We start from the raw sequence: 19,394 nt of genomic DNA on the forward strand, positions 1-19,394 counted from the left end.
TAATTAGTTAAAAATGAGCTATTTCTAGTTAAAAAGCTGTCATTATAGTTTTGGGGTCCTGGTTAATTTGCTGAATACATCAATCAACTCCTAAAACAATGAACAACTTACCAAAATTAATGCTGCAGTGGCGAATCGGTGCCGCACTTTCCTTCATCTTATTATTAAACTTTACAGCATGTAAGAAAGCTCAGGTAGAACCTGATCCTCTTGCAAATCAAACCAGTGCGCAGACAGCGACCGCCCTGCAGATTTATAAACCAAAATCTATGCAGAATATGGATTGGAATTCTACCGAAAGCGAATGGTGTTATCCTCGTTCTAAGCAATCTGATCACTTTATTTTGTTCTGGGGAAAAGGATATGGCAGCAACAATCCGTCCTCCACAAATGTAGATTCAAAATACCGCGTAGATATTGATGATTTGCTGGCCAAGGCCGAATCATTTTATAATTTGAATGTGAATACCTTGAAATTTGCCACTGTTGGAAATGGAACTTCAAAATTGGACCAATATAAAATGATGATCTTTTTATATTATGAGGATGGCTGGCGTGCAACTGGTTCAGGATACGACGATACCATAGGTGCATTGTGGATAAGTCCGCAGACCTGCCGGCCGGTTGGCTCAACAATCGGACATGAGATTGGCCACAGTTTTCAATATCAGGTATCTTGTGATTTAGGCACTTCTCATGGCTTCAGATGGGGTTTCGGAGGCAATGGAGCAGGTGGAAATGCCTTTTGGGAACAAACCGCACAATGGCAAGCTTTTATCTCCTACCCTGATGAACTTTTTAGCAGCTGGTTCGATCCTTACCTGGATAATTACCAAAAACACCTTATCCACGAAGATTATCGTTATGCCAACTACATGATCCATCAGTACTGGGCACAAAAAAGAGGCATTACCGTTATCGGCAAAATATGGCAGGCGTCGCAGAGTTTTGAAGATCCGATTCAGGTTTACCAACGTTTATACGGACTTACGGTGAGCCAACTAAACGATGAATTATATGATGCTGCATCTAAATTTGTAACCTGGGATATTGATAACATCCGCACGCTAGGTGCAAGCAAAATTGGTGCACATCATTATAAAATGAACCTGATGAGCGATGGTGCTTTCCAACCGGATCCAAGCTTTTGCCCGCAAACAACCGGTTACAATGTGATGCCTTTAGAGGTGCCTGTAGCAGGTACAATTGTTACAGCCGCATTTCAAGGCTTGCCAAATGCCTCGGGCTATAATCAGGTTGATGCCAGCATAGCCGGCTGGAGGTATGGTTTCGTTGCCTTATCAACAAATGGTACGCGAAGTTACAGCACCATGTTCTCAAGTGCCTCCGGAAATGCAACATTTACTATTCCGGTGAATTGCAGCCGCCTTTGGTTCGTGGTATCCGGCGCCCCTACCCGATATAATCCGCATGCCTGGGATGATAACAATAGCAATGATGAACAATGGCCATACAAAGTAAAATTCCAGAATACCAGTTTACCGGGTTACAATAATCAGGCACCTAAAGATGCAGCCTTTACTTACGACCTTGAATTAAAGCGGAGTACCACTTCTTACGATTATGCCACAGCCGAAATTGATATTGCTAAACTGGCTTCTGCCTTTCAATTACCTAAACAAGATATTACCAACAAAATAGGAACCGACATTAAATTTTACGCAATTGAACCTAACAACAACCTAAATGCTACCCTAACAGCTAATGGCTACGGACAGTGGTTCGATGCCAACGGTTATGTAGTTAGCTACAGTTCGGCTAATTCACGTGTGTTTTGCGAGTTTGATGCACAAAATTTTAAGCTAAGTGCTGGTCAGTATCCTAACCGTGTTAATACAGGTGATAAATATACCATGAAACAGGCATTGGTTTATACATTAGCTTCCGGCAGTAAAGTGACCGCTACCTTCACTGTTAATCTGACTATAAAATAGTAGCTTCGATCAAACCTAAAAATGCCCGGATCGTCTTTATGATCCAGGCATTTTTAGTTAGTTTCATTAGTGGCTGGTATCATACCTACCACTAGCTATTGCGCTTTTCGAAGGTTTTGTTTTATACCGATAACAAGCGTTAATAAAGTGATAGATCTGCATTGATTTTTGACTATTTCTTCCCTACACCTTCACTCGTCATTATTACTCTTTTAAGTGTTCCATCTTTGTTGTAAAAAATTTCATCAATACAAACCGATCTGTTATTGCTTCCTCCTCCAGGTTGCATAGCCCCATTATGATAAATGAAATACCATTTGTTTTTAAACTCGATGATAGCTTGATGGTTGGTATCACTATTGCCTGCTATTTCGTTTAAAATACCCTGATATCTCCAAGGACCATCAAGGGATTTACTCGTTGCGTATGCAATTTTTTCTGGGAAACCAGTAGCATAAGACAGGTAATAAGTTCCCTTTTCCTCGTGTATCCATGGCGCTTCGGTAAAGTTAAAGCCTTCAAAATTGATCCTTTTTACAGCACCATCAATTTCGATCATATTTTCCTTTAATTTCGCATAATAACACTCACTATTTCCCCAAAATATCCAGCCCTGACCTTTTTTATCCACAAAAACAGTTGGATCAATACATGCCCAATAATTTTTGGAATCATAACAATCTTTGTTGGTTAGAAGAGGCCTTCCAAGCGCATCTTTATACGGACCTTCGGGTTGATCTGAAACCGCGACACCTATGCCCAGTGCATTGGTGCTGATATACCAATAGTATTTGCCATTGCGCTTAATCACCTGACCGGCGTAAGCATCGCCACCTTTGGCCCATGAAAAGTCTGATAGCTTAAGCGGCACAGGGTATTGAGTCCAGTTTTTCAGATCAGTTGTTGAAAAAACCGACCAATCTTCCATTTTAAAAGTTTTTTGCTTTCCACCTGCGTCGTGCCCTGTAAATAGCCATAGTTTTCCCTCATCTACAATCGCTGCCGGATCTGCTGTATATTGGTGCGTGATAATCGGGTTTCCATTAGCTACGAACTGAAACCGATCGCCAGGAAGTTTAGGAACAAGCAATTCCCCAGGCATACCTTTCCAAATGCTATTTAGATGACGGGCCTCCTGACTGGTTAACCCGATTACACTTCCATGTCTTGGAAAAAAATTCTTGGTAAATGATAATGGGGCAGCACTAAAGTTAAACAGGTCGGTACTCTTCTGATATTCATATTTACCTTTTGTATACAAATCATACATCAATATATAATCTGGAGAATCGTTTAGTTTAAAAATACTTGATCCTTCCACAGGAGTGCCCGTTCCGGCGTAAACATCCAGGTATTTAAAATCTTCTACCCAAGGCCCCTTCAATGATTTCGAAGTGGCCTGCTGAATTCCATTTTTAACTTCTTTTCCATCTACTTTGGTATTTCCCTTATAAAAAAAGTGGTATATACCGTCTTTGTAAATAATATCACCATCAATACCGCCAAATTTCGGACTAAACATTAAAGTTGGCTCTTTTTCAAAACCTGTGAAGTCCTGGTTGGCATAGGCGCAATAAAAATCAAGCTTTTCATTATCCTCAAACCTGATGGTAAAATACACCAGGTATTTTTTTGCAATCGGGTCATAAATCGTTTGTGGCGCCCATACCCATTTCACCTTAGCAAAAGTTGCCGGATATTCTTTTGCCAGGTCTACAGCACTATGGTTCCAGCAACCTAAATCTGAAGATTTCAGCATGACTATTCCAGTATTCCTGGCCCAGCCGTTTTTATGGGTATTCATATCTGTTGCTGTTATAAAAAATCCGCTTGCATCTTCCTTTCTGAGGATGTGGGGATCACGGATACCACCAGAATTTGCAATGGTATCCGATTTTATTACCGGGTTGTTATGGTTAAGTGCGGACCAATTTGCTCCATCAACACTTGCCGCAAAGCGTAGCTGTTCCTGCGCTTCCCCTGGGCCCGATCCTTCAAAATAAGCAAAAAGATACCCATCAAATTTCTTTGGATATTTTACTTCCTGAGAGAAACCACCAAAAAAAACAATTGCCAACGCGACAATTAACACCATACATTTCGTATAAAACTTCATAGTTCAAATTATTTGGAATGCTATCGATCAGGTAATTAGAAAATTATCCTGCGATTATATTTTGATTGACCAGATTAATCTTTTTTGGTTAGAAACTATTTACAGCCATTTAATTGCATAACATACATTACCGTGAACACAAATAAACGTGCAAATAACATTTATTTCCAAATGTAAAGAAACACAATGAGATATTTTAATATCGGTGAAGGTTTCTGTCTATTGGTCTTTCATCAAGTTGCTACTAAAAAGGAAACCTCCAACTACAAAAGCAATTTTAAAGCGAATTAGGCCTAATCCTCCTTAAAATAATATAAAATTATTGATTTACCCCCCAAAATGGATTGATTTACAACCCCTCCTACAATTGATTGTACATTATATTTGAACTACAGACGCAATTATATAATACTTTCTTGTAATTACCTAACCATATATTATATGAATCTAAAATGTTTACTAATATCAGCAGTAAAGAAAAAAGGCCAAGCATCAATCGTGGCGGGTATTCCGATTAAAAATTTCTACGCATAAGAGATAACCTAATCAATCTTCACAAAATCAAAATTTCAATGCTAACGCCCAGAGATTTTTTAATTCAAAAATTTTGCGCCTTTGGGAAATATAAGACTCTTGGTTGTCGCGTAAACTTCCATACAAAACCTTAACTTAATTATGAAAAACAAAATGCTTTTTTTAAAGTACGCGGGTGCGATTCTAGTAGCCGCCGTTTGCACGATCAGCTGTAAGAAGGCGGCTGAGTTAAATCTTAATGAGACAGAAACATTTGATTCGGCAATAACCAAGCGAAAAATTCAAGCCATACAGGCAATAGAAATTCCACAGGCACTAGCAAATGGAACTTTTTATATCATGAATAAATTAAGCAGCAAGGTGATAGATGTGCCGGGAGGCCAAAATGGCAACAATACAAGTGTATCGCAGTGGGGAGGAACAGGTGGCACTAACCAACAATGGAAACTAACAGCCTTATCTGGTGGATACTATAGCATAATCGGGGTAGAAAGTAACCGGGCATTAACTGCTGCTGATAATACAAACGGTGGCAATATTCAGATAAACGACTACACCGGTGCCAATAACCAGCAATGGCAATTTGTATCATTGGGTAGCAACTATTACCGCATTGTAAACAGGGCAAGTGGAAAAGCGCTGGATTTATGGAACTCTTCATTGGAAGACGGCGGCGATATAAACCAGTATGATTCTAATAGTGGCGAGAACCAACAATGGGTTTTAGTGAAAATAAAATATAACGGACAGGTTGGCTGGACATGGACATCAACTGCTGGCGTTCCTGCAGATGTGATTACCAGAATAACAAATGCCATGAATAATGCATGTGCACGCTACAATGCCGGTGCCGATTGGGATGCCAGAACCCTAAGTGTTTCTTACAATACAGGTGTTCCAACAGCTGAAGCTAATGTAAATGGTAGCATCAGTTTCGGTGCAAATACCAGTTATCAGAATGTACGTACGGCTATGCATGAAATGGGGCATTGCTATGGCGTAGGACAAACTGGGGGTTGGTATAACCTAACCAATGGAGGAACATACTCTGGTACAAATGGTATTGCGACCATCAGGGCGCTTGAAACCCCCACCAGCAATATCAGTGCGGGAGGTGGCCACTTTTGGCCTTACGGATTGAATTATGATTCAGAATGGTCGGAAACGGGCGCCTTCAGACACGTTAAAGTTGTACGTGCCATGGATTTAGACGGAGTTTATTAGTTAGTCGGTCAGTTAGTTGATAGCTTACGGGAGTGTTAAGTGAATAACTCAGGTTATATATTGATGCTCCCCGGCTATTTATACAAGGAATTCTATCCTTATTGAAATCAACATTCGATAATTATCGGATGAGAGAGGCTTTTTTCAGCCGATAACATATCACAACTTTTAGGGGGGAAACAATCTTTATATAATCATTGCAAAAGGAAAGATTACATTTTCGTTCCCTTTCCTAAAAATAGGAATAAACACTCAGCAATGACGATCTTACTTAAGTATCTATCAAGAAAACATCCTTTCAGCTATTTGGCGCCTATAAAACCTGTTCCTTAAAAGTGCGAATTTATGCAGTACAATGGTATGCGATCGTAACCATTAAAATCTTAGCGAGTGTATTATATCATCAGTAAGAACGATTCTCTTTCATCTTAATATACCAGTTTGCTGCTTAAGATGATTTCATCGTAGAGGCCAAATCCAAGTCCATTCAATCTACAATTTTAAAAAAATTCTTTAAAGGAGTAAACATCTTTTATTATTACTTGTTAATACTACAGACATGTAAGATGCGCTGAAGTGGAATTGCTTCAATTGGATTGATCATAAAATAATTGGATTATATTTGAATCATCCATTCTGAAGCATAATAGATGCCACGCTAAAATACAAACTATGCCAACCAAAAATCAGCAGATTTCAGATCTGGTAACACTTAATGAAGAGCTGGAAAATTATTTTGCCAATACCATTATACCCCAGCTTTTTGTCGATTCAGAACTGATTTTAAGAAAATTTACCCCACCTGCCATGAAGCAGTTTTCGCTGAAAGCTGATTTTATTGGCAGATCAATACTGGATGTTCATGAAAATTTCAGATTTCCCACCATCATTGAAAATATAAAAACAGTGATTGCAACCGGAAAGATCCTGGAAAAGGAAATCCAGACTACGGATATGCATTGGTTTCAGATGAATATCTTGCCATACATAAACAGAAAAGACAATAAAACAAATGGTGTTATTATCACCTTTGTAGATGTCACAGCCAGGATAAAAGATCTACGCGAACAAGAAAAACTTGTGGCAGAGCATGAGCTTCTACTTGATAGTATTGCCCACGACATTAAGAACCCCATATTAGCGCTAAGCCTTTCATTATCTGCGATGAAACTGGACGTTAATAAAAAGGCGGAAAGATTGCCAAAATTGATCGATGCCATGGAAAGAAGCCTAAATAACATCAAAAATGTTGTGGATGATCTTGTGCGGGGCCACTGGGATAAGCAGCGCAGTGATTATGCGGAAGAGCTTATAGACCTGGGAAATATAATTGAAGATGTACGTCTGTCCATTTCCAGCTTAATTCATGAATCGGGTGCGATTATTGAAACAGATTTAAAAGCAACAGAAATTACTTTTGTGCGCAGAAAATTACGCAGCATCCTTTACAATCTGGTTAGCAATGCAATAAAATATACACCAAAGGATAGAAAACCCCACGTAAAAATTCAAGCCGAAAAGCGCGGTAAATATATGCTCTTAAAGGTATCAGATAATGGAATTGGACTTACGGAAGAAGCCAAAAATATTATTTTTGAGAAATTTAAACGTGTAAAAACTGGCGTAGAGGGATCTGGTGTGGGATTATACCTTGTACATACGATCGTGAGCAACGCCGGCGGTAAAATAGAAATCGAAAACAATGCAGAGGTTGGCTCGGTGTTTAAAATATTCCTGAAAAATTAAGTTTTGTAGTATCACATCTTTGGTAATAAACAGGAACAGCCTCTGCTAATGGGCACAAGCTATGCTATTTTAACGGAGCACCGCAAAAACATACAACAGGATAGTATCTATAATGCCAGTGCAAGAACCCAAATCTATAAGTATGAGAAAGTTGATGATTAATTTTTTTTACTTATGGGTTTAACGTAAAAGTCCTGGCAATTGGCCAGGACTTTTATTTTTTTCAATCATTTTACAGAGGCATTTCGGTTTGCCGATTAAACGTTAACCTTCAAATGATCAGGCACCGTCATCTCCAAGTTTAATTGTTATCTGGTCTCAATGGGCAGTACAGCAGTTTTTAAACCTTTAGACGAAACACTTAGATTTAATTTCCCAGCCTGTTCTGTTGATTGAACGGTAATCACCAGTTTGCCCTTAAAGGCCTTCATTTTTGGCAGGTGAAATAATTCCAGGCTTGTTGCATCGCCATTGGCTACTACTTTATATGTTCCTTTTCCGGTAACTTTAAAAGCTAAGCTATTCTCTGCATCAGGACATAAAGTACCATTCGCATCTACCACACTTGCCGTAATGTAGGCTAAATCCTTGCCATCAGCCATCAAAGTTTTACGATCAGATGCTAACACGATATGGTGCGGTTTGCCAGCCGTTTTAACTTTTTGTTCAGCAACAGCTTTACCATTCTCATCATAGGCAATAACCTTTATTTCTCCTGGTTCGTATTTTACATCATTCCACATCAGTCGGTACCTGCTGGTATTGGACTTTTTATTTTTGCTTTGCCTGCCCTGGCTTTTGTTGTTAATAAACAACTCTGCTGACGGGTAATTGGTGTACACAAATACTGGTGTAACTTGTCCTTCACGCCCAGGGAAAGTCCAGTGAGGAACTATATGAAGAGTCGGTTTTTCAGGATTCCACTTGCTCCGGTAGAGATAAAACCGATCTTTAGGGATCCCTGCCAGGTCAATAATCCCAAAATAAGAACTGTGCGATGGCCATTTCTCATCGTATGGGGTAGGTTCGCCCAAGTAATCAAAGCCTGTCCAAACGAACTCGCCAATTACATATTTAAGTGAATCCTGCATTACAAATTCATCATCCGGAATTTGCGACCAGTTACAGTATTCAAGATCGTAAGATGAACTTTGATTATCGTTGTACATTTTCATTTTTTGCGGCACAACCGGGAATTTATATACCCCTCTTGAGCTCACGGTAGAGGCCGTTTCAGACCCCAGAATCATAGCTTGTGGCAAACGTTTGTATGCATCGCTGTACCAGAACGGTTTATAATTAAACCCAGGGATATCCAATACCGAAGCAAAGTTATTGTCTAAGGCATCTTTAATCCTATCCATACCCGCAGTAACCGGTCTGGTTGGATCTTCCCTGTGGCATATATCCTGTAAAAACTTTACAATCTTGCCCCCTTCTTTGGTTGATTGATCGGGCACTTCGTTTCCAATACTCCACATCACCACAGAAGGATTGTTCCTGTTGGCATGGATCATGTTAACAATATCTTTTTCGGCCCACTCATCAAAAAGGGGACTGTATCCGTTTAAAACTTTAGGTGCTTTCCATTCATCAAAAGATTCGACCATAAGCATAAATCCCATTTCATCACATAACTTTACCAGCTCTGGAGCTGGCATATTGTGTGAGGTTCTAATGGCATCGCAACCCATATCTTTCAATAATACAAGCTGCCTGCGCAATGCAGCTACATTGATGGCGGCTCCAAGTGGCCCCAAATCGTGGTGGTTGCAAACGCCTTTAAACTTGCGGTAAACCCCGTTTAGCGAGAACCCTTTTTCTGCTTCGTATTTAATGGAACGGATACCAAAAGTAGTGGTATATTCATCTTTTAAGCTGTTCCCAGCATATAGTTTTGTGATGGCCGAATATAGGTTTGGTGTTTCCGGCGACCACAATTCTGGCTTTCTGACAACTAAATCTTGCTCAAACTCATTCAAATCACTTTCATTCAAAATCTTGGTTGCAGAAGCTACCGTTTCGCCTTTTGCATTTACAATGGTGGTTTGCAGGCTCAAACCAGTATAATTCCCACTAAGTGAATTTACCTGAGTTCTTATTTTTACACGCGCAAAATCTTTATTGATTATGGGGGTGGTAATATAAATACCCCAAACCGGGATACTTACCTCATCCGTTATAATGACATGCACATTCCGGTACAGGCCGGCCCCGGGATACCAGCGCGACGCTTCCGGCAAATTTTCCAGGCTAATGGTAAGTGTATTTTTGCCAACTTTCATTTTGTCGGTTACGTCTATTGAAAAAGAATTGTAGCCGTACGCCCATTGCCCAACAGCTTCTCCATTCAAAAACACTTTAGGGTAGCTCATGGCGCCATCAATCAAGATCACTGCTTTTTTACCTTTTGTAAAAGCAGGTGCAACAAAAGTATTCCGGTACCAGGCTTTGCCAACAAAAGGCAAGCCACCTGTTCTTCCTGTTTTTAATGATGCTGTTTGCTCTCCGTTTTGTAAAATCTGTACATTTTGGCTATCATTGTTCCCATCAAAAGGACCTTTTATTGCCCAATCATGCGGTACACTTACCGTTTCCCATTTGGTGTCATCAAACGCAGGATTTTTGGCCTCAGGAAAATCACCTTTGCTAAACTTCCAGTTTTTTTCCAGCAGGTATTCTGTCCTACCCTGACCATGTACTGTTCCGCAAAACAATACATTGAACATTAAAACGGATAAACCCCAACATAATGATATTTTGATTGCATTCATCCTCAAATCTAAATGTTAAAACAGTGCTCAGCAATTTAAGGAAACAACAGGTTAAAATAAGTCAATAAATGGTTTAATTTTAGCTGGTCTGCTTACAAAAGCAGGGTGCATCTAAAGGTGTTGCTTAATTAAAATTGATGAATGGCGACCTGATTTTTAAATAAAAACATTGCACATGAAGAGGCTGCATTCTTGATGAAATGATGAATTTGCTATTCGGAATGTAATGAAGAATCTTTTTGTTAATTATAATTTTAACCGTCTATTTTGATCATCGGTTGATGTAAAAATCAAAAACCACCTACAACTTTCGTTACAGATGGTTAGTTTTAATCTTGACAATAATTATTTGGTTAGTGCTAGTGTTTTTTGGTGCTCCACTTGTATCAAACGACAGTAGAATTCCCAGTCAATATTGGGGCTTCTCATTGCTGCAACTGATATTATTTTTGTTTTATCATTCTGATTTGCAGCGTACATATTTTTAAAATCTTTCAGGGTTGTTCTCATTGAACGTAGAACTGCAAAAAATCTGCGATCATAGAAAACGATTTTATTTTTGTTTCTTTTGCTAGATTTATATTCATCATTGGATGCTTCACTGTAGGCTTTCTGAAGCTTATCAAGAATTATAAGTCTGTCGCTGATATTTTTTATTGACTCTTCTGACAGATCCATATCTTTAATACCGATAATTTCTCTTTGGTTAGTTAAGACCGTAACACCGTCAATGTTTATTTCCTGTTTACCATCTCTAGAGAACAAATAGATCGGGGTAGGTAAATCATCGATATCAACCGAATCCAATTTTATTAAGTTTTTGTTAAAGTTTGCACGGGTAGCTGATAATCCCTCTGTTGAGAATGGTTTAACAGATTGGGCTTTAGCGCTAATCATTAATAATGATAACACAATGATTTTAAGAGCGTTGTTCATAAAACAAAGATACCCTTAATTATTTCTTAAAGTTTACTTAACAAAAATGAGTCCTTGATATTTATCAATAAAGTGCCTTGAAAAGGCTGGTTAGCATTTTTAGGAACATAAAAAAAGTACAAATATTCCTTATTTGTGTATTACTTATATGGCTTTTTCAGAATTCCTGTATCAAAATTGCATTATATAAACCAAGTTAAGGTCTAAAGTCAGCCTCACTTACACCTGAGTTAATCTTTAGTTCAACAACGTTCAGGGTCTGTAAATGATCCTTATCACCAATTTTCATTTCGGATGCAAAGGTCAGTCCTGAATATTTTTTATAACTAACATAGAGTGTAGTAGAAAAACTGTTTTTGTTTATATCCTCTACCTTATCATCCCGCATAAGCAACTTGCTTTCCTTATCAAAATACAACAGTTCAACCAATCCGCTTTTACGAGTTGCCTTGATCTTGTAGCAGTCCTTAACACCCACTTTTTCTTCACCCAGAAATTCGAGCGTCCATAGTTCGGGCATAATCCAATCAAGTTCATTAAAAATATTATTCCTATCGAACTTATCTTTAAATTCAGCAAGATCCGCCTTCTTTACCTCTCCATTAACGGTTTCAAAAGCATTCTTTCCATCAAACCAATTTTGAAATACGGTTCTGCCCTTATATACGATATTAAAACTACCTTTATTTGGCAACATTTCCTTTGTAATATAGTTTACCTCTCTACCCTCCATTTCGGTCTTGATATTGCTGTACAAGGTTGTAATACTACGGAGAAAGGTCTCACCGCCCATTTCCTCAATGCAGTTTTTAACGATAATCAGGGGATCCGGCTTCGCAGCCTCCTGAGCCAGAAGCGTAATGCTGCCAAGGGTGAATAACAGTACAATGGGTATCGTTTTTGTAAACTTCATTTTTACGGGTTGAATGTTTTATTTTAATGATTAAGTATGCTAATAGTATCGGTTTTAATCTGGTTTTATCTCCTGCAAAGCTTGCGATGAGCCATTCTCATCTGGCTCTATCATTTTGCCGGTTTTAAAATCATATCCAAATGCATCATAATCCTCATTCCCTTCTCCCTTTGGATTATCGCCATACTCATTGGGGCCAAAATCACCTGCCGAAAAAAACATCGGAAAAGCGTAAAAAGGCACCAACTGCCACCAGCCTGATTTACCTAGATCATGACAGCGTTTTGCGCCCTGAGAAATCAACAGATAGATCGGCAATAGCAAGATGATCTCAATCCAGCTGCCAACTGACTTATTGTTCTCAAAAATTAGCACAAAAAAGTAAATAATCAGATAGAAGATTTGGGTTAAAGCGAATTCCGTACGGCGGATTCTGCCATAAAAAGAAAAGGGGTCTTTGAACATTGGAGAGGCGTTTATTTATTTGCCAGTTTAATTTGGAACAAAGTAATGATTATTAGATCAGATGTCAAATATTTTTTTTTAATGAAGCTAGCAAACTGACTAATTAAAAGTTACTAACTACAAAAAGCGGATGATTGTTGCGAAAACGCCAATTAAAAGCAATAAAAAAGCCCCTTTAATATGATTTAAAGGGGCTAAATAATATGGTGGAGAATATCGGATTCGAACCGATCACCTCTTCACTGCCAGCGAAGCGCTCTAGCCAAATGAGCTAATCCCCCAGGTATTAATATTCAATAATAAAATAATTAAACATTGAATAACAAGCTTCTGGCTTGAGCAGCAAAAATAGCAAATACTTTCTCGAATGCAAATGATAATTTAACTTTTTAATTAATCTTTAAATTTTAAGGCAAACAATGCCATTAATCAGATTACGGCAAGGGCCGGTTGCATAGGGTAAATTGATGAATAGAAAAAGTATAAATGTGGCAACCAGTAACACGATAAAAACATAATGGCCTTAAGTGCACTGTCCATATAACACATGGCTACAAGAGCTAAAAAAGGGACAATAACGACATTGATAAAAATTACCGAAAATAAATCTTCAATGTTAAGTAGGCACTAAATATTGTGTAGATTTCGTTCCTTAAATGTTTATACTAAACATTTTCTTTAACCCCTGTTTTATTTAACAGCGCCTGATAGCAATCCACAAATTGAGCAACGTTAAAGCCATCCATCAAAGCATGATTTACATGTATAGAAACCGACATTATTTTTCTTCCGTTTTCATCTCTAAGCTTGCCAAAAGATATTTTAGGGCAACTATCCTGATAAGCGTAGTTTCGCGCATGTGATAGAGAGGTAAAATTTAACCAGGGCAGTGCCGAATAATGGATTACATTTTCACCTGATGAGGAAGGGATTAAGCCAGTGCCGGCCTGCACTTTTTCAATTTCCTGATTAGCTGCCACTCTAAAATCTTCAAAATCCGCATGAAAATCCATATAACCAAACCCAAAAGTTCCGTTTGGACGATTAATGGTTGCCGCAGCATTTACAATATCGTATTTCCAAACTTCGCCATCAATAATGCGATATTTAAAGGGCTCTACATTATTGGCCGCTACCAAAGATTTGTGCAGGTAAAGCAGAAAAAAGGAAACGTTTTGTTCTTTTGCTTCTTCGTAGGTAGCCGTACAATCTACGTCTACAGTAACACCGAAGAAAGGCTCTTCAAAGGCGCTAAAAAATTTAAAATGATCTTTTCTGATCCAGGTATTGATATCTATTTTTTCTTTCATTCAATTAATTTTGGTAAGACCTCAGATAGACTTTCCATCTGGTAAAAATTTGCATGCTCAACGGTATGATCAATATGCTCATGCACCCACGTAGTATGAAAAGGAATATGAACAGCATGTCCGCCAATATTCAACACAGGTAAAACATCCGATTTTAAAGAATTACCCAACATTAAAAACTCCTCAGGCTTACAATCCAGGTGTTTGATTAGTTTTTGATAATCTTTTTCCTGTTTATCACTCATAATTTCGATGTGGTGAAAATAGTGATCAAGCCCTGATTTTGTCAATTTTCTTTGCTGATCTAATAAATCGCCTTTGGTAGCCACCACCAGTTTATATTTTCCATGTAGGGATTTCAGCACTTCTTCAACCCCATCAATCAGCTCTACCGGTTTATTAAGCATATCTTGTCCCAGTTCTATGGCCCTATTAATCACGATTGGGTCTATTTTACCAGCTGTTATCCTTAAAACAGTTTCAATCATACTCAATACAAAACCCTTAATTCCATAACCATAAAGGGGTAAATTGGCTATTTCCGTTTTATAAAGTTCTGCCAGGATTTTATGGTGCGGCATAAAATCTTCTAATAGGCCTGCAAACTGATTTTCGGTTTCCCTGAAATAGGGCTCATTTACCCAAAGGGTATCATCTGCATCAAAAGCAATTACAGTAATTTGATTTTTCATGGTTATGCTTACTTTAGCACCACAAAAGTAAAGCAGCAACGAACTTCAAAAAAGGACATTTGTCTCAACTCAATAAATATGTTAAGAACCAACCTTACTTTCTTGTCCTTTATTGAACGTTTTTGCGCTGAAAATAAAGAGGCAAACATTACGCTTAAAAATTTTAAAGCAGGTTATAGATTTATTGAGCAAGGCGAAAAAATCAACAACATTTACATCATTAAAGAAGGCATCAGCAAATGTTTTATTTCTGAAGAGAACGGTAAAGATTTTATTATCGAATTTTTAGGGAAGGGCGAAATTGTTGGTGAATTAGAAGCGCTAAAAAAGATTACTTGCCTGTGCAATGTAGCTGCAATTAGCGATGTTACGGCCTATGTCATACCGCATCATCATTTCCTTTCATTGATTAACAAAAGTAGTGAATTCACTACACTCCTACTCCAGGAATTGTCTACCAGAATTATACAAACCAGTACACGCGCAGCTTTCCAGCAGTTATACACCTTAGAATATGCCATTATGAAATTATTTAAATTACAAGCTGACGAGCATATCTCTATATCCAAAGAAGACATGGCTGCCTACCTGGGCATCTCCCTAAGGAGCTTTAACAGAAGCTTAAAGCAGGTTATAGCTAAAGGTGATTTTGATTCACCTGAATTTAAAAATACGCTGCAATTAACCAGTATGAAAAAGCTTCTGGAAAATTAAGAAACGCACAGTGTTTATGGTATAATTATTGCTATCAAATTAATTTTAGATTAATTGTAGCGTTTTCGCATTTCGATCCGTTTAAGCAATTGAGATTTAAAAATAACCGCCATTTGCGGAAAATAATTTCACACAAAAAAACACATACAAATGAAAAAAAACTACTATCAATCCAAATTAAGATTTCCGAGTTAATCCAAATGTTGGGGTACCATCTATAAAAAATAGATTACTCCATAGTATAATGATATCCTTAACTATCATTGCATAAAAAAGCATAGGTTAAAAAAACCTGCGCAATTACATTGATTCAGCTAATCTTAATTAAACATGAGCGCTTATATTAACATCTACACCAATTCTTTAACAGACGATCTTATCCCAACAATTTTAAAACGTTTAAATGAACATGAGAACGTTTTGGATATTAATTCTTCTTTTTCATTCAGAAATCCGAATGGAAACTTACCGATCGTTTTTAAATGGGACAAACCAAGCCTTGCAATATTTAACGAAAATAATTTAAAGTTAAATTTTAGTGTCTCTCTTAAATCATTCGATTTGAAAGAGTACAAGAAAAAGCTTTTTAAAGAAAAAATCATTAAAAAGAGTATCGTACAAAAGATTCTTGGTTTATTCAAAAAGAAGAAAAGAAAGGTTGCAAAACCTGTAAAACTAAGTGTAGCGGTTGAAGCACAATTACAAAATTGCAATAAAGTATTCTCTCTAAAATACCATTCTGGAGATGTATTCGAAAATCATTTTGCAACATTAATAGGTGCAATTATTACAGAAATAACCAATGGCATTTGTCATTTTACTCAAGAAAACGTGTGGTATGATGCTAAAGATGTACTAAGAGAATCTTTAGTTAACTTATACACGCTAGAAGAATTACCTAGCCACATCAATAAAAATGCGGTAGCAGTTGCGAGCTAAAATATTAGACGAATACAATTAATCGTCATTTCGAGCGGAGCGCAGCGAAATAGAGAAATCTTTTCATTGCGCTCCATCCGAAAACCATTCAATCAAGATATCAGTTCCTACCTTAAAGTTCACATCATCAGTGAGCAATACTCCAAACTGATCATGCTGGCCCAATCTGGCGAGGTTTCCTAAAATATCTGCCAAATCTTAAACATTTCTGGATAAAATTTGTTAAATCACTCTATAAAAGAAAACTGCAGGGCGCATATTTATTTCAATCTGAACACAACAATTACAGACGAATAACTTGCCGAAATCAGGAAATATTTTTTAATATTACGCCTGCACAAACAACGGTTTAATAATAATTTATTTATCCAACAAAGCTATTACACCACAATATGAATGTAGAAGAGGTTTTTAAGAACAACGAAAAATGGATCGCCGATAAACTGGCTATCAATCCTGATTACTTTACTGAACTATCAAAAGGACAGAGTCCAGAGTTTTTATATATCGGATGTTCAGACAGCCGTGTTACAGCAGAAGATTTAATGGGCATACAACCAGGTCAGGCTTTTGTACACCGTAACGTGGCCAACCTGGTAAACAACGTAGATTTAAACGTAATGACGGTTTTAAACTACGCTGTGCGCCATTTGAAAGTGAACCATATTGTGGTTTGCGGTCACTACAACTGCGGAGGTGTTAAAGCTGCAATGCAACCTGCAGATATGGGTATACTCAATCCATGGTTAAGGAATATCCGCGACGTTTACCGCATCCATAAAGATGAGTTAAACGCCATTGAGGATGAAGGTGCACGTTACAACAGACTAGTGGAGCTGAATGTTCAGGAACAATGCGTTAACCTGTTAAAAACCGCAGCAGTGCAGGAAGCAATTACCAACCGTGGGATAACGGTTCACGGTTGGGTTTTCGATATCCACACGGGTAAATTAATCGATCTTAAAATCGATTTTGAAGCCATTTTGAAGGATATTAAGGAGATTTATAATCTTTATTAAGTCCCAAGTCATGAGTCCCAAGTCCTAAGTACAAATTGCATAAAAAACCTCGCAGGTTTTAAAAACCTGCGAGGTTTAAATACTCCTAAACATCGACTCCGGACTAAAGACTCCTGACTAAGGACTCCAGACTAATGACTAGCCTACCTTCCCATCCAACCGCCATCAACGGTCAAGATTGTTCCATGTACATAATCGCTAGCCGGTGAGGCCAGGAATATAGTCGGTCCTTTAAAATCTTCTGGTGTTCCCCATCTTCCGGCAGGTATACGGGATAATATAGAAGTGCTTCTATCCTGATCTTCGCGTAAAGCAGAAGTATTATCAGTTGCGATATATCCAGGCGCAATCGCATTTACATTTACACCCTTTGAGGCCCACTCATTTGCAAAAGCCTTGGTTAAAGAGGCAATTGCACCTTTACTGGCGGCATAACCAGGAACGGTAATACCACCCTGGAATGATAGTAATGATGCTGTGAAAATCACTTTTCCGCTTCTCCTGGCAATCATTTCTCTACCAATTTCGCGTGTTAAAATAAACGGTGCTGTTTGGTTTACCGCAATTACTTCATCCCAATATTCATCTGAATGTTCAGCAATTGGCTGACGTAAAATCGTTCCGGCGTTATTTACCAAAATATCGATAACAGGATGATCTACTTTTACCTGGGCCGCAAAAGCCAGGGTCTTTTCGCGTTTACCAAAATCGCACTGGTAAGCATAGAATTTTCTACCCAGCGCTAAAATTTCTTTCTCAACAGCACTACCCTGAAGTTCGAGACTTGCAGAAACACCGATAATATCGGCACCTGCTTCGGCTAAAGCCAGCGCCATAGCTTTCCCTATTCCTCTTTTACAACCCGTAACTAATGCAGTTTTACCTGCTAAATTAAATATGTCAGACATGATGTTTAAAATTCATTTTTTAGATCTCTCCATTCCGCTACGCTTCATCCGATAGCTATCGGATCGAGATAACGGTAAGAAATTATTATTTCAGTTCGGTAATGGCGCAGTGATCCATATCGCCATAATCTAAGTTTTCGCCGGCCATACCCCAGATAAAAGTATAGTTGCTTGTACCTGCTCCCGAATGGATAGACCAGTTTGGCGAAATTACCGCCTGATCGCTCTGCATCCAGATGTGGCGGGTTTCTTGTGGCTGCCCCATAAAGTGACAAACACTCTGCCCTTTTGGAACTTCGAAATAGAAATAGGCTTCCATCCTCCTATCGTGTGTATGTGCAGGCATGGTATTCCAAACACTGCCCGATTTTAACTCGGTCATACCCATTTGCAACTGGCAGGTTGGCAAAACGCTGTTCACCAACAACTTATTAATTATTCTATGGTTTGCTGTTTCAGGCGTACCCAACTCTACAATCTCCGCTTCGGCTTTGCTTACCTTTTTAGTAGGGTAAGTATGATGCGCAGGGGCAGAATTGATGTATAATTTAGCGGCTTCGCCTGGTGTAGCAGATTCAAAAAACACTTCTTTTGTACCTTTACCAATGTATAAAGCTTCTTTATAATCCAGTTCGTATTTTTCGCCATCAGCAGTAACAATAGCTTTTCCGCCAACATTAATAATCCCTAGTTCCCTGCGTTCCAAAAAGTAAGTTGCTTTTAAATCATCAGGGTTTGGAAGTGCTATTTTCTGATCAACTGGCATTGCACCACCAACAATATACCTGTCAAAATGAGATAAGGTCAGGTTTACCTGATTGGCCTCAAATACGTTTTCGATCAGGAAATTTTCCCGCAAGGCAGCGGTATCCATTTGTTTAACTTCTTTAGGGCTTTGAGCGTAACGGCTTTCGAATTTATTCATTGGTTAAAATTGAGTTTTGAGATCAGGACCTGAACTCATAACAGATCCTATGGCAAATATATTTATACGATATTTATTATTGGTATTAATACTCAACTTTATAATCCTTTTTTATGGTTTGTCCGCTCCAGGCTTTTAAACTGGTTCAGGGTACGGGTGCATCTGTCCAGAATTTATGATCGGCAGGCAGTCCTAGGGTTAAAAGCCGGGCGAAGCGAACTACG

At 38.3% G+C, this 19,394-nt stretch carries 16 protein-coding genes and 1 tRNA gene; 6 read left to right on the forward strand and 11 right to left on the reverse strand.

All coding sequences use genetic code 11. The annotated features are described in order from the left end of the window. Positions 1–98: 98 nt before the first annotated feature. Positions 99–1,955, forward strand: a complete 1,857-nt coding sequence (locus OQX63_RS04650; protein ID WP_265849718.1) for a DUF4859 domain-containing protein — start codon at positions 99–101, stop codon at positions 1,953–1,955. A 172-nt stretch (positions 1,956–2,127) separates the two neighbouring features. Here OQX63_RS04650 and OQX63_RS04655 read toward each other — a convergent pair whose 3' ends face one another. Beyond that, positions 2,128–4,071 (reverse strand): family 43 glycosylhydrolase, encoded by a 1,944-nt coding sequence (locus OQX63_RS04655; protein WP_265849719.1) that lies wholly within the window; start codon positions 4,069–4,071, stop codon positions 2,128–2,130. Positions 4,072–4,746: 675 nt separating this feature from the next. Between OQX63_RS04655 and OQX63_RS04660 the strand changes: the two genes are divergently transcribed. After that, entirely contained in the window at positions 4,747–5,829 is a 1,083-nt protein-coding gene (locus tag OQX63_RS04660) for an RICIN domain-containing protein (protein ID WP_265849720.1), read from the forward strand. A gap of 672 nt (positions 5,830–6,501) precedes the next feature. Then, a complete protein-coding gene (locus OQX63_RS04665; RefSeq protein WP_265849721.1) occupies positions 6,502–7,575 on the forward strand; it encodes an ATP-binding protein in 1,074 nt (357 codons plus the stop codon). A gap of 308 nt (positions 7,576–7,883) precedes the next feature. Here OQX63_RS04665 and galB read toward each other — a convergent pair whose 3' ends face one another. The 7 genes from galB to OQX63_RS04700 form a co-directional block, all read right to left on the reverse strand. Beyond that, the gene (galB, locus tag OQX63_RS04670; RefSeq protein ID WP_265849722.1) at positions 7,884–10,349 is read right to left on the reverse strand and encodes a beta-galactosidase GalB; all 2,466 of its coding nucleotides are present in this window, start codon (positions 10,347–10,349) and stop codon (positions 7,884–7,886) included. Between the two features lie 345 nt (positions 10,350–10,694). Further along, positions 10,695–11,285 carry a hypothetical protein gene (locus tag OQX63_RS04675; RefSeq protein WP_265849723.1) on the reverse strand — a complete coding sequence of 197 codons (591 nt, stop codon included), beginning with the start codon at positions 11,283–11,285 and terminating at the stop codon, positions 10,695–10,697. A 196-nt stretch (positions 11,286–11,481) separates the two neighbouring features. Beyond that, positions 11,482–12,198, reverse strand: coding sequence for a hypothetical protein (locus tag OQX63_RS04680; RefSeq protein WP_265849724.1), 717 nt, complete (start codon positions 12,196–12,198; stop codon positions 11,482–11,484). A 54-nt stretch (positions 12,199–12,252) separates the two neighbouring features. Next, the gene (locus OQX63_RS04685) at positions 12,253–12,663 is read right to left on the reverse strand and encodes a DUF805 domain-containing protein (RefSeq protein WP_265849725.1); all 411 of its coding nucleotides are present in this window, start codon (positions 12,661–12,663) and stop codon (positions 12,253–12,255) included. Between the two features lie 204 nt (positions 12,664–12,867). Then, a tRNA-Ala gene (locus OQX63_RS04690) sits at positions 12,868–12,944 on the reverse strand. A 384-nt stretch (positions 12,945–13,328) separates the two neighbouring features. Beyond that, positions 13,329–13,973: a chloramphenicol acetyltransferase gene (locus OQX63_RS04695; protein WP_265849726.1), complete on the reverse strand. Its 645-nt coding sequence runs from the start codon at positions 13,971–13,973 to the stop codon at positions 13,329–13,331. After that, positions 13,970–14,665: an HAD family hydrolase gene (locus OQX63_RS04700; RefSeq protein ID WP_265849727.1), complete on the reverse strand. Its 696-nt coding sequence runs from the start codon at positions 14,663–14,665 to the stop codon at positions 13,970–13,972. Before OQX63_RS04700 ends, OQX63_RS04695 begins: the two co-directional genes overlap by 4 nt. Before the next feature lie 78 nt (positions 14,666–14,743). On the opposite strand from OQX63_RS04700, the gene OQX63_RS04705 reads away from it, so the two are divergent. Continuing rightward, the gene (locus OQX63_RS04705) at positions 14,744–15,379 is read left to right on the forward strand and encodes a Crp/Fnr family transcriptional regulator (RefSeq protein ID WP_265849728.1); all 636 of its coding nucleotides are present in this window, start codon (positions 14,744–14,746) and stop codon (positions 15,377–15,379) included. 330 nt (positions 15,380–15,709) lie between these two features. Next, positions 15,710–16,318 (forward strand): hypothetical protein, encoded by a 609-nt coding sequence (locus OQX63_RS04710; protein ID WP_265849729.1) that lies wholly within the window; start codon positions 15,710–15,712, stop codon positions 16,316–16,318. A gap of 63 nt (positions 16,319–16,381) precedes the next feature. Here the strand turns inward: OQX63_RS04710 and OQX63_RS04715 are convergent, their stop codons facing one another. Further along, positions 16,382–16,513, reverse strand: coding sequence for a hypothetical protein (locus OQX63_RS04715; RefSeq protein ID WP_265849730.1), 132 nt, complete (start codon positions 16,511–16,513; stop codon positions 16,382–16,384). 197 nt (positions 16,514–16,710) lie between these two features. Here OQX63_RS04715 and OQX63_RS04720 point away from each other — a divergent pair, with 197 nt between their 5' ends. Continuing rightward, positions 16,711–17,337, forward strand: coding sequence for a carbonic anhydrase (locus OQX63_RS04720; protein WP_265849731.1), 627 nt, complete (start codon positions 16,711–16,713; stop codon positions 17,335–17,337). Positions 17,338–17,480: 143 nt separating this feature from the next. Here the strand turns inward: OQX63_RS04720 and OQX63_RS04725 are convergent, their stop codons facing one another. Together OQX63_RS04725 and kduI are read right to left on the reverse strand one after the other, a co-directional pair. Beyond that, positions 17,481–18,245, reverse strand: coding sequence for an SDR family NAD(P)-dependent oxidoreductase (locus OQX63_RS04725; RefSeq protein WP_265849732.1), 765 nt, complete (start codon positions 18,243–18,245; stop codon positions 17,481–17,483). Positions 18,246–18,330: 85 nt separating this feature from the next. Then, positions 18,331–19,170: a 5-dehydro-4-deoxy-D-glucuronate isomerase gene (kduI, locus tag OQX63_RS04730; protein WP_265849733.1), complete on the reverse strand. Its 840-nt coding sequence runs from the start codon at positions 19,168–19,170 to the stop codon at positions 18,331–18,333. Positions 19,171–19,394 lie beyond the last annotated feature (224 nt).

This window comes from Pedobacter sp. PF22-3 (assembly GCF_026239555.1).
Lineage (GTDB): Bacteria > Bacteroidota > Bacteroidia > Sphingobacteriales > Sphingobacteriaceae > Pedobacter.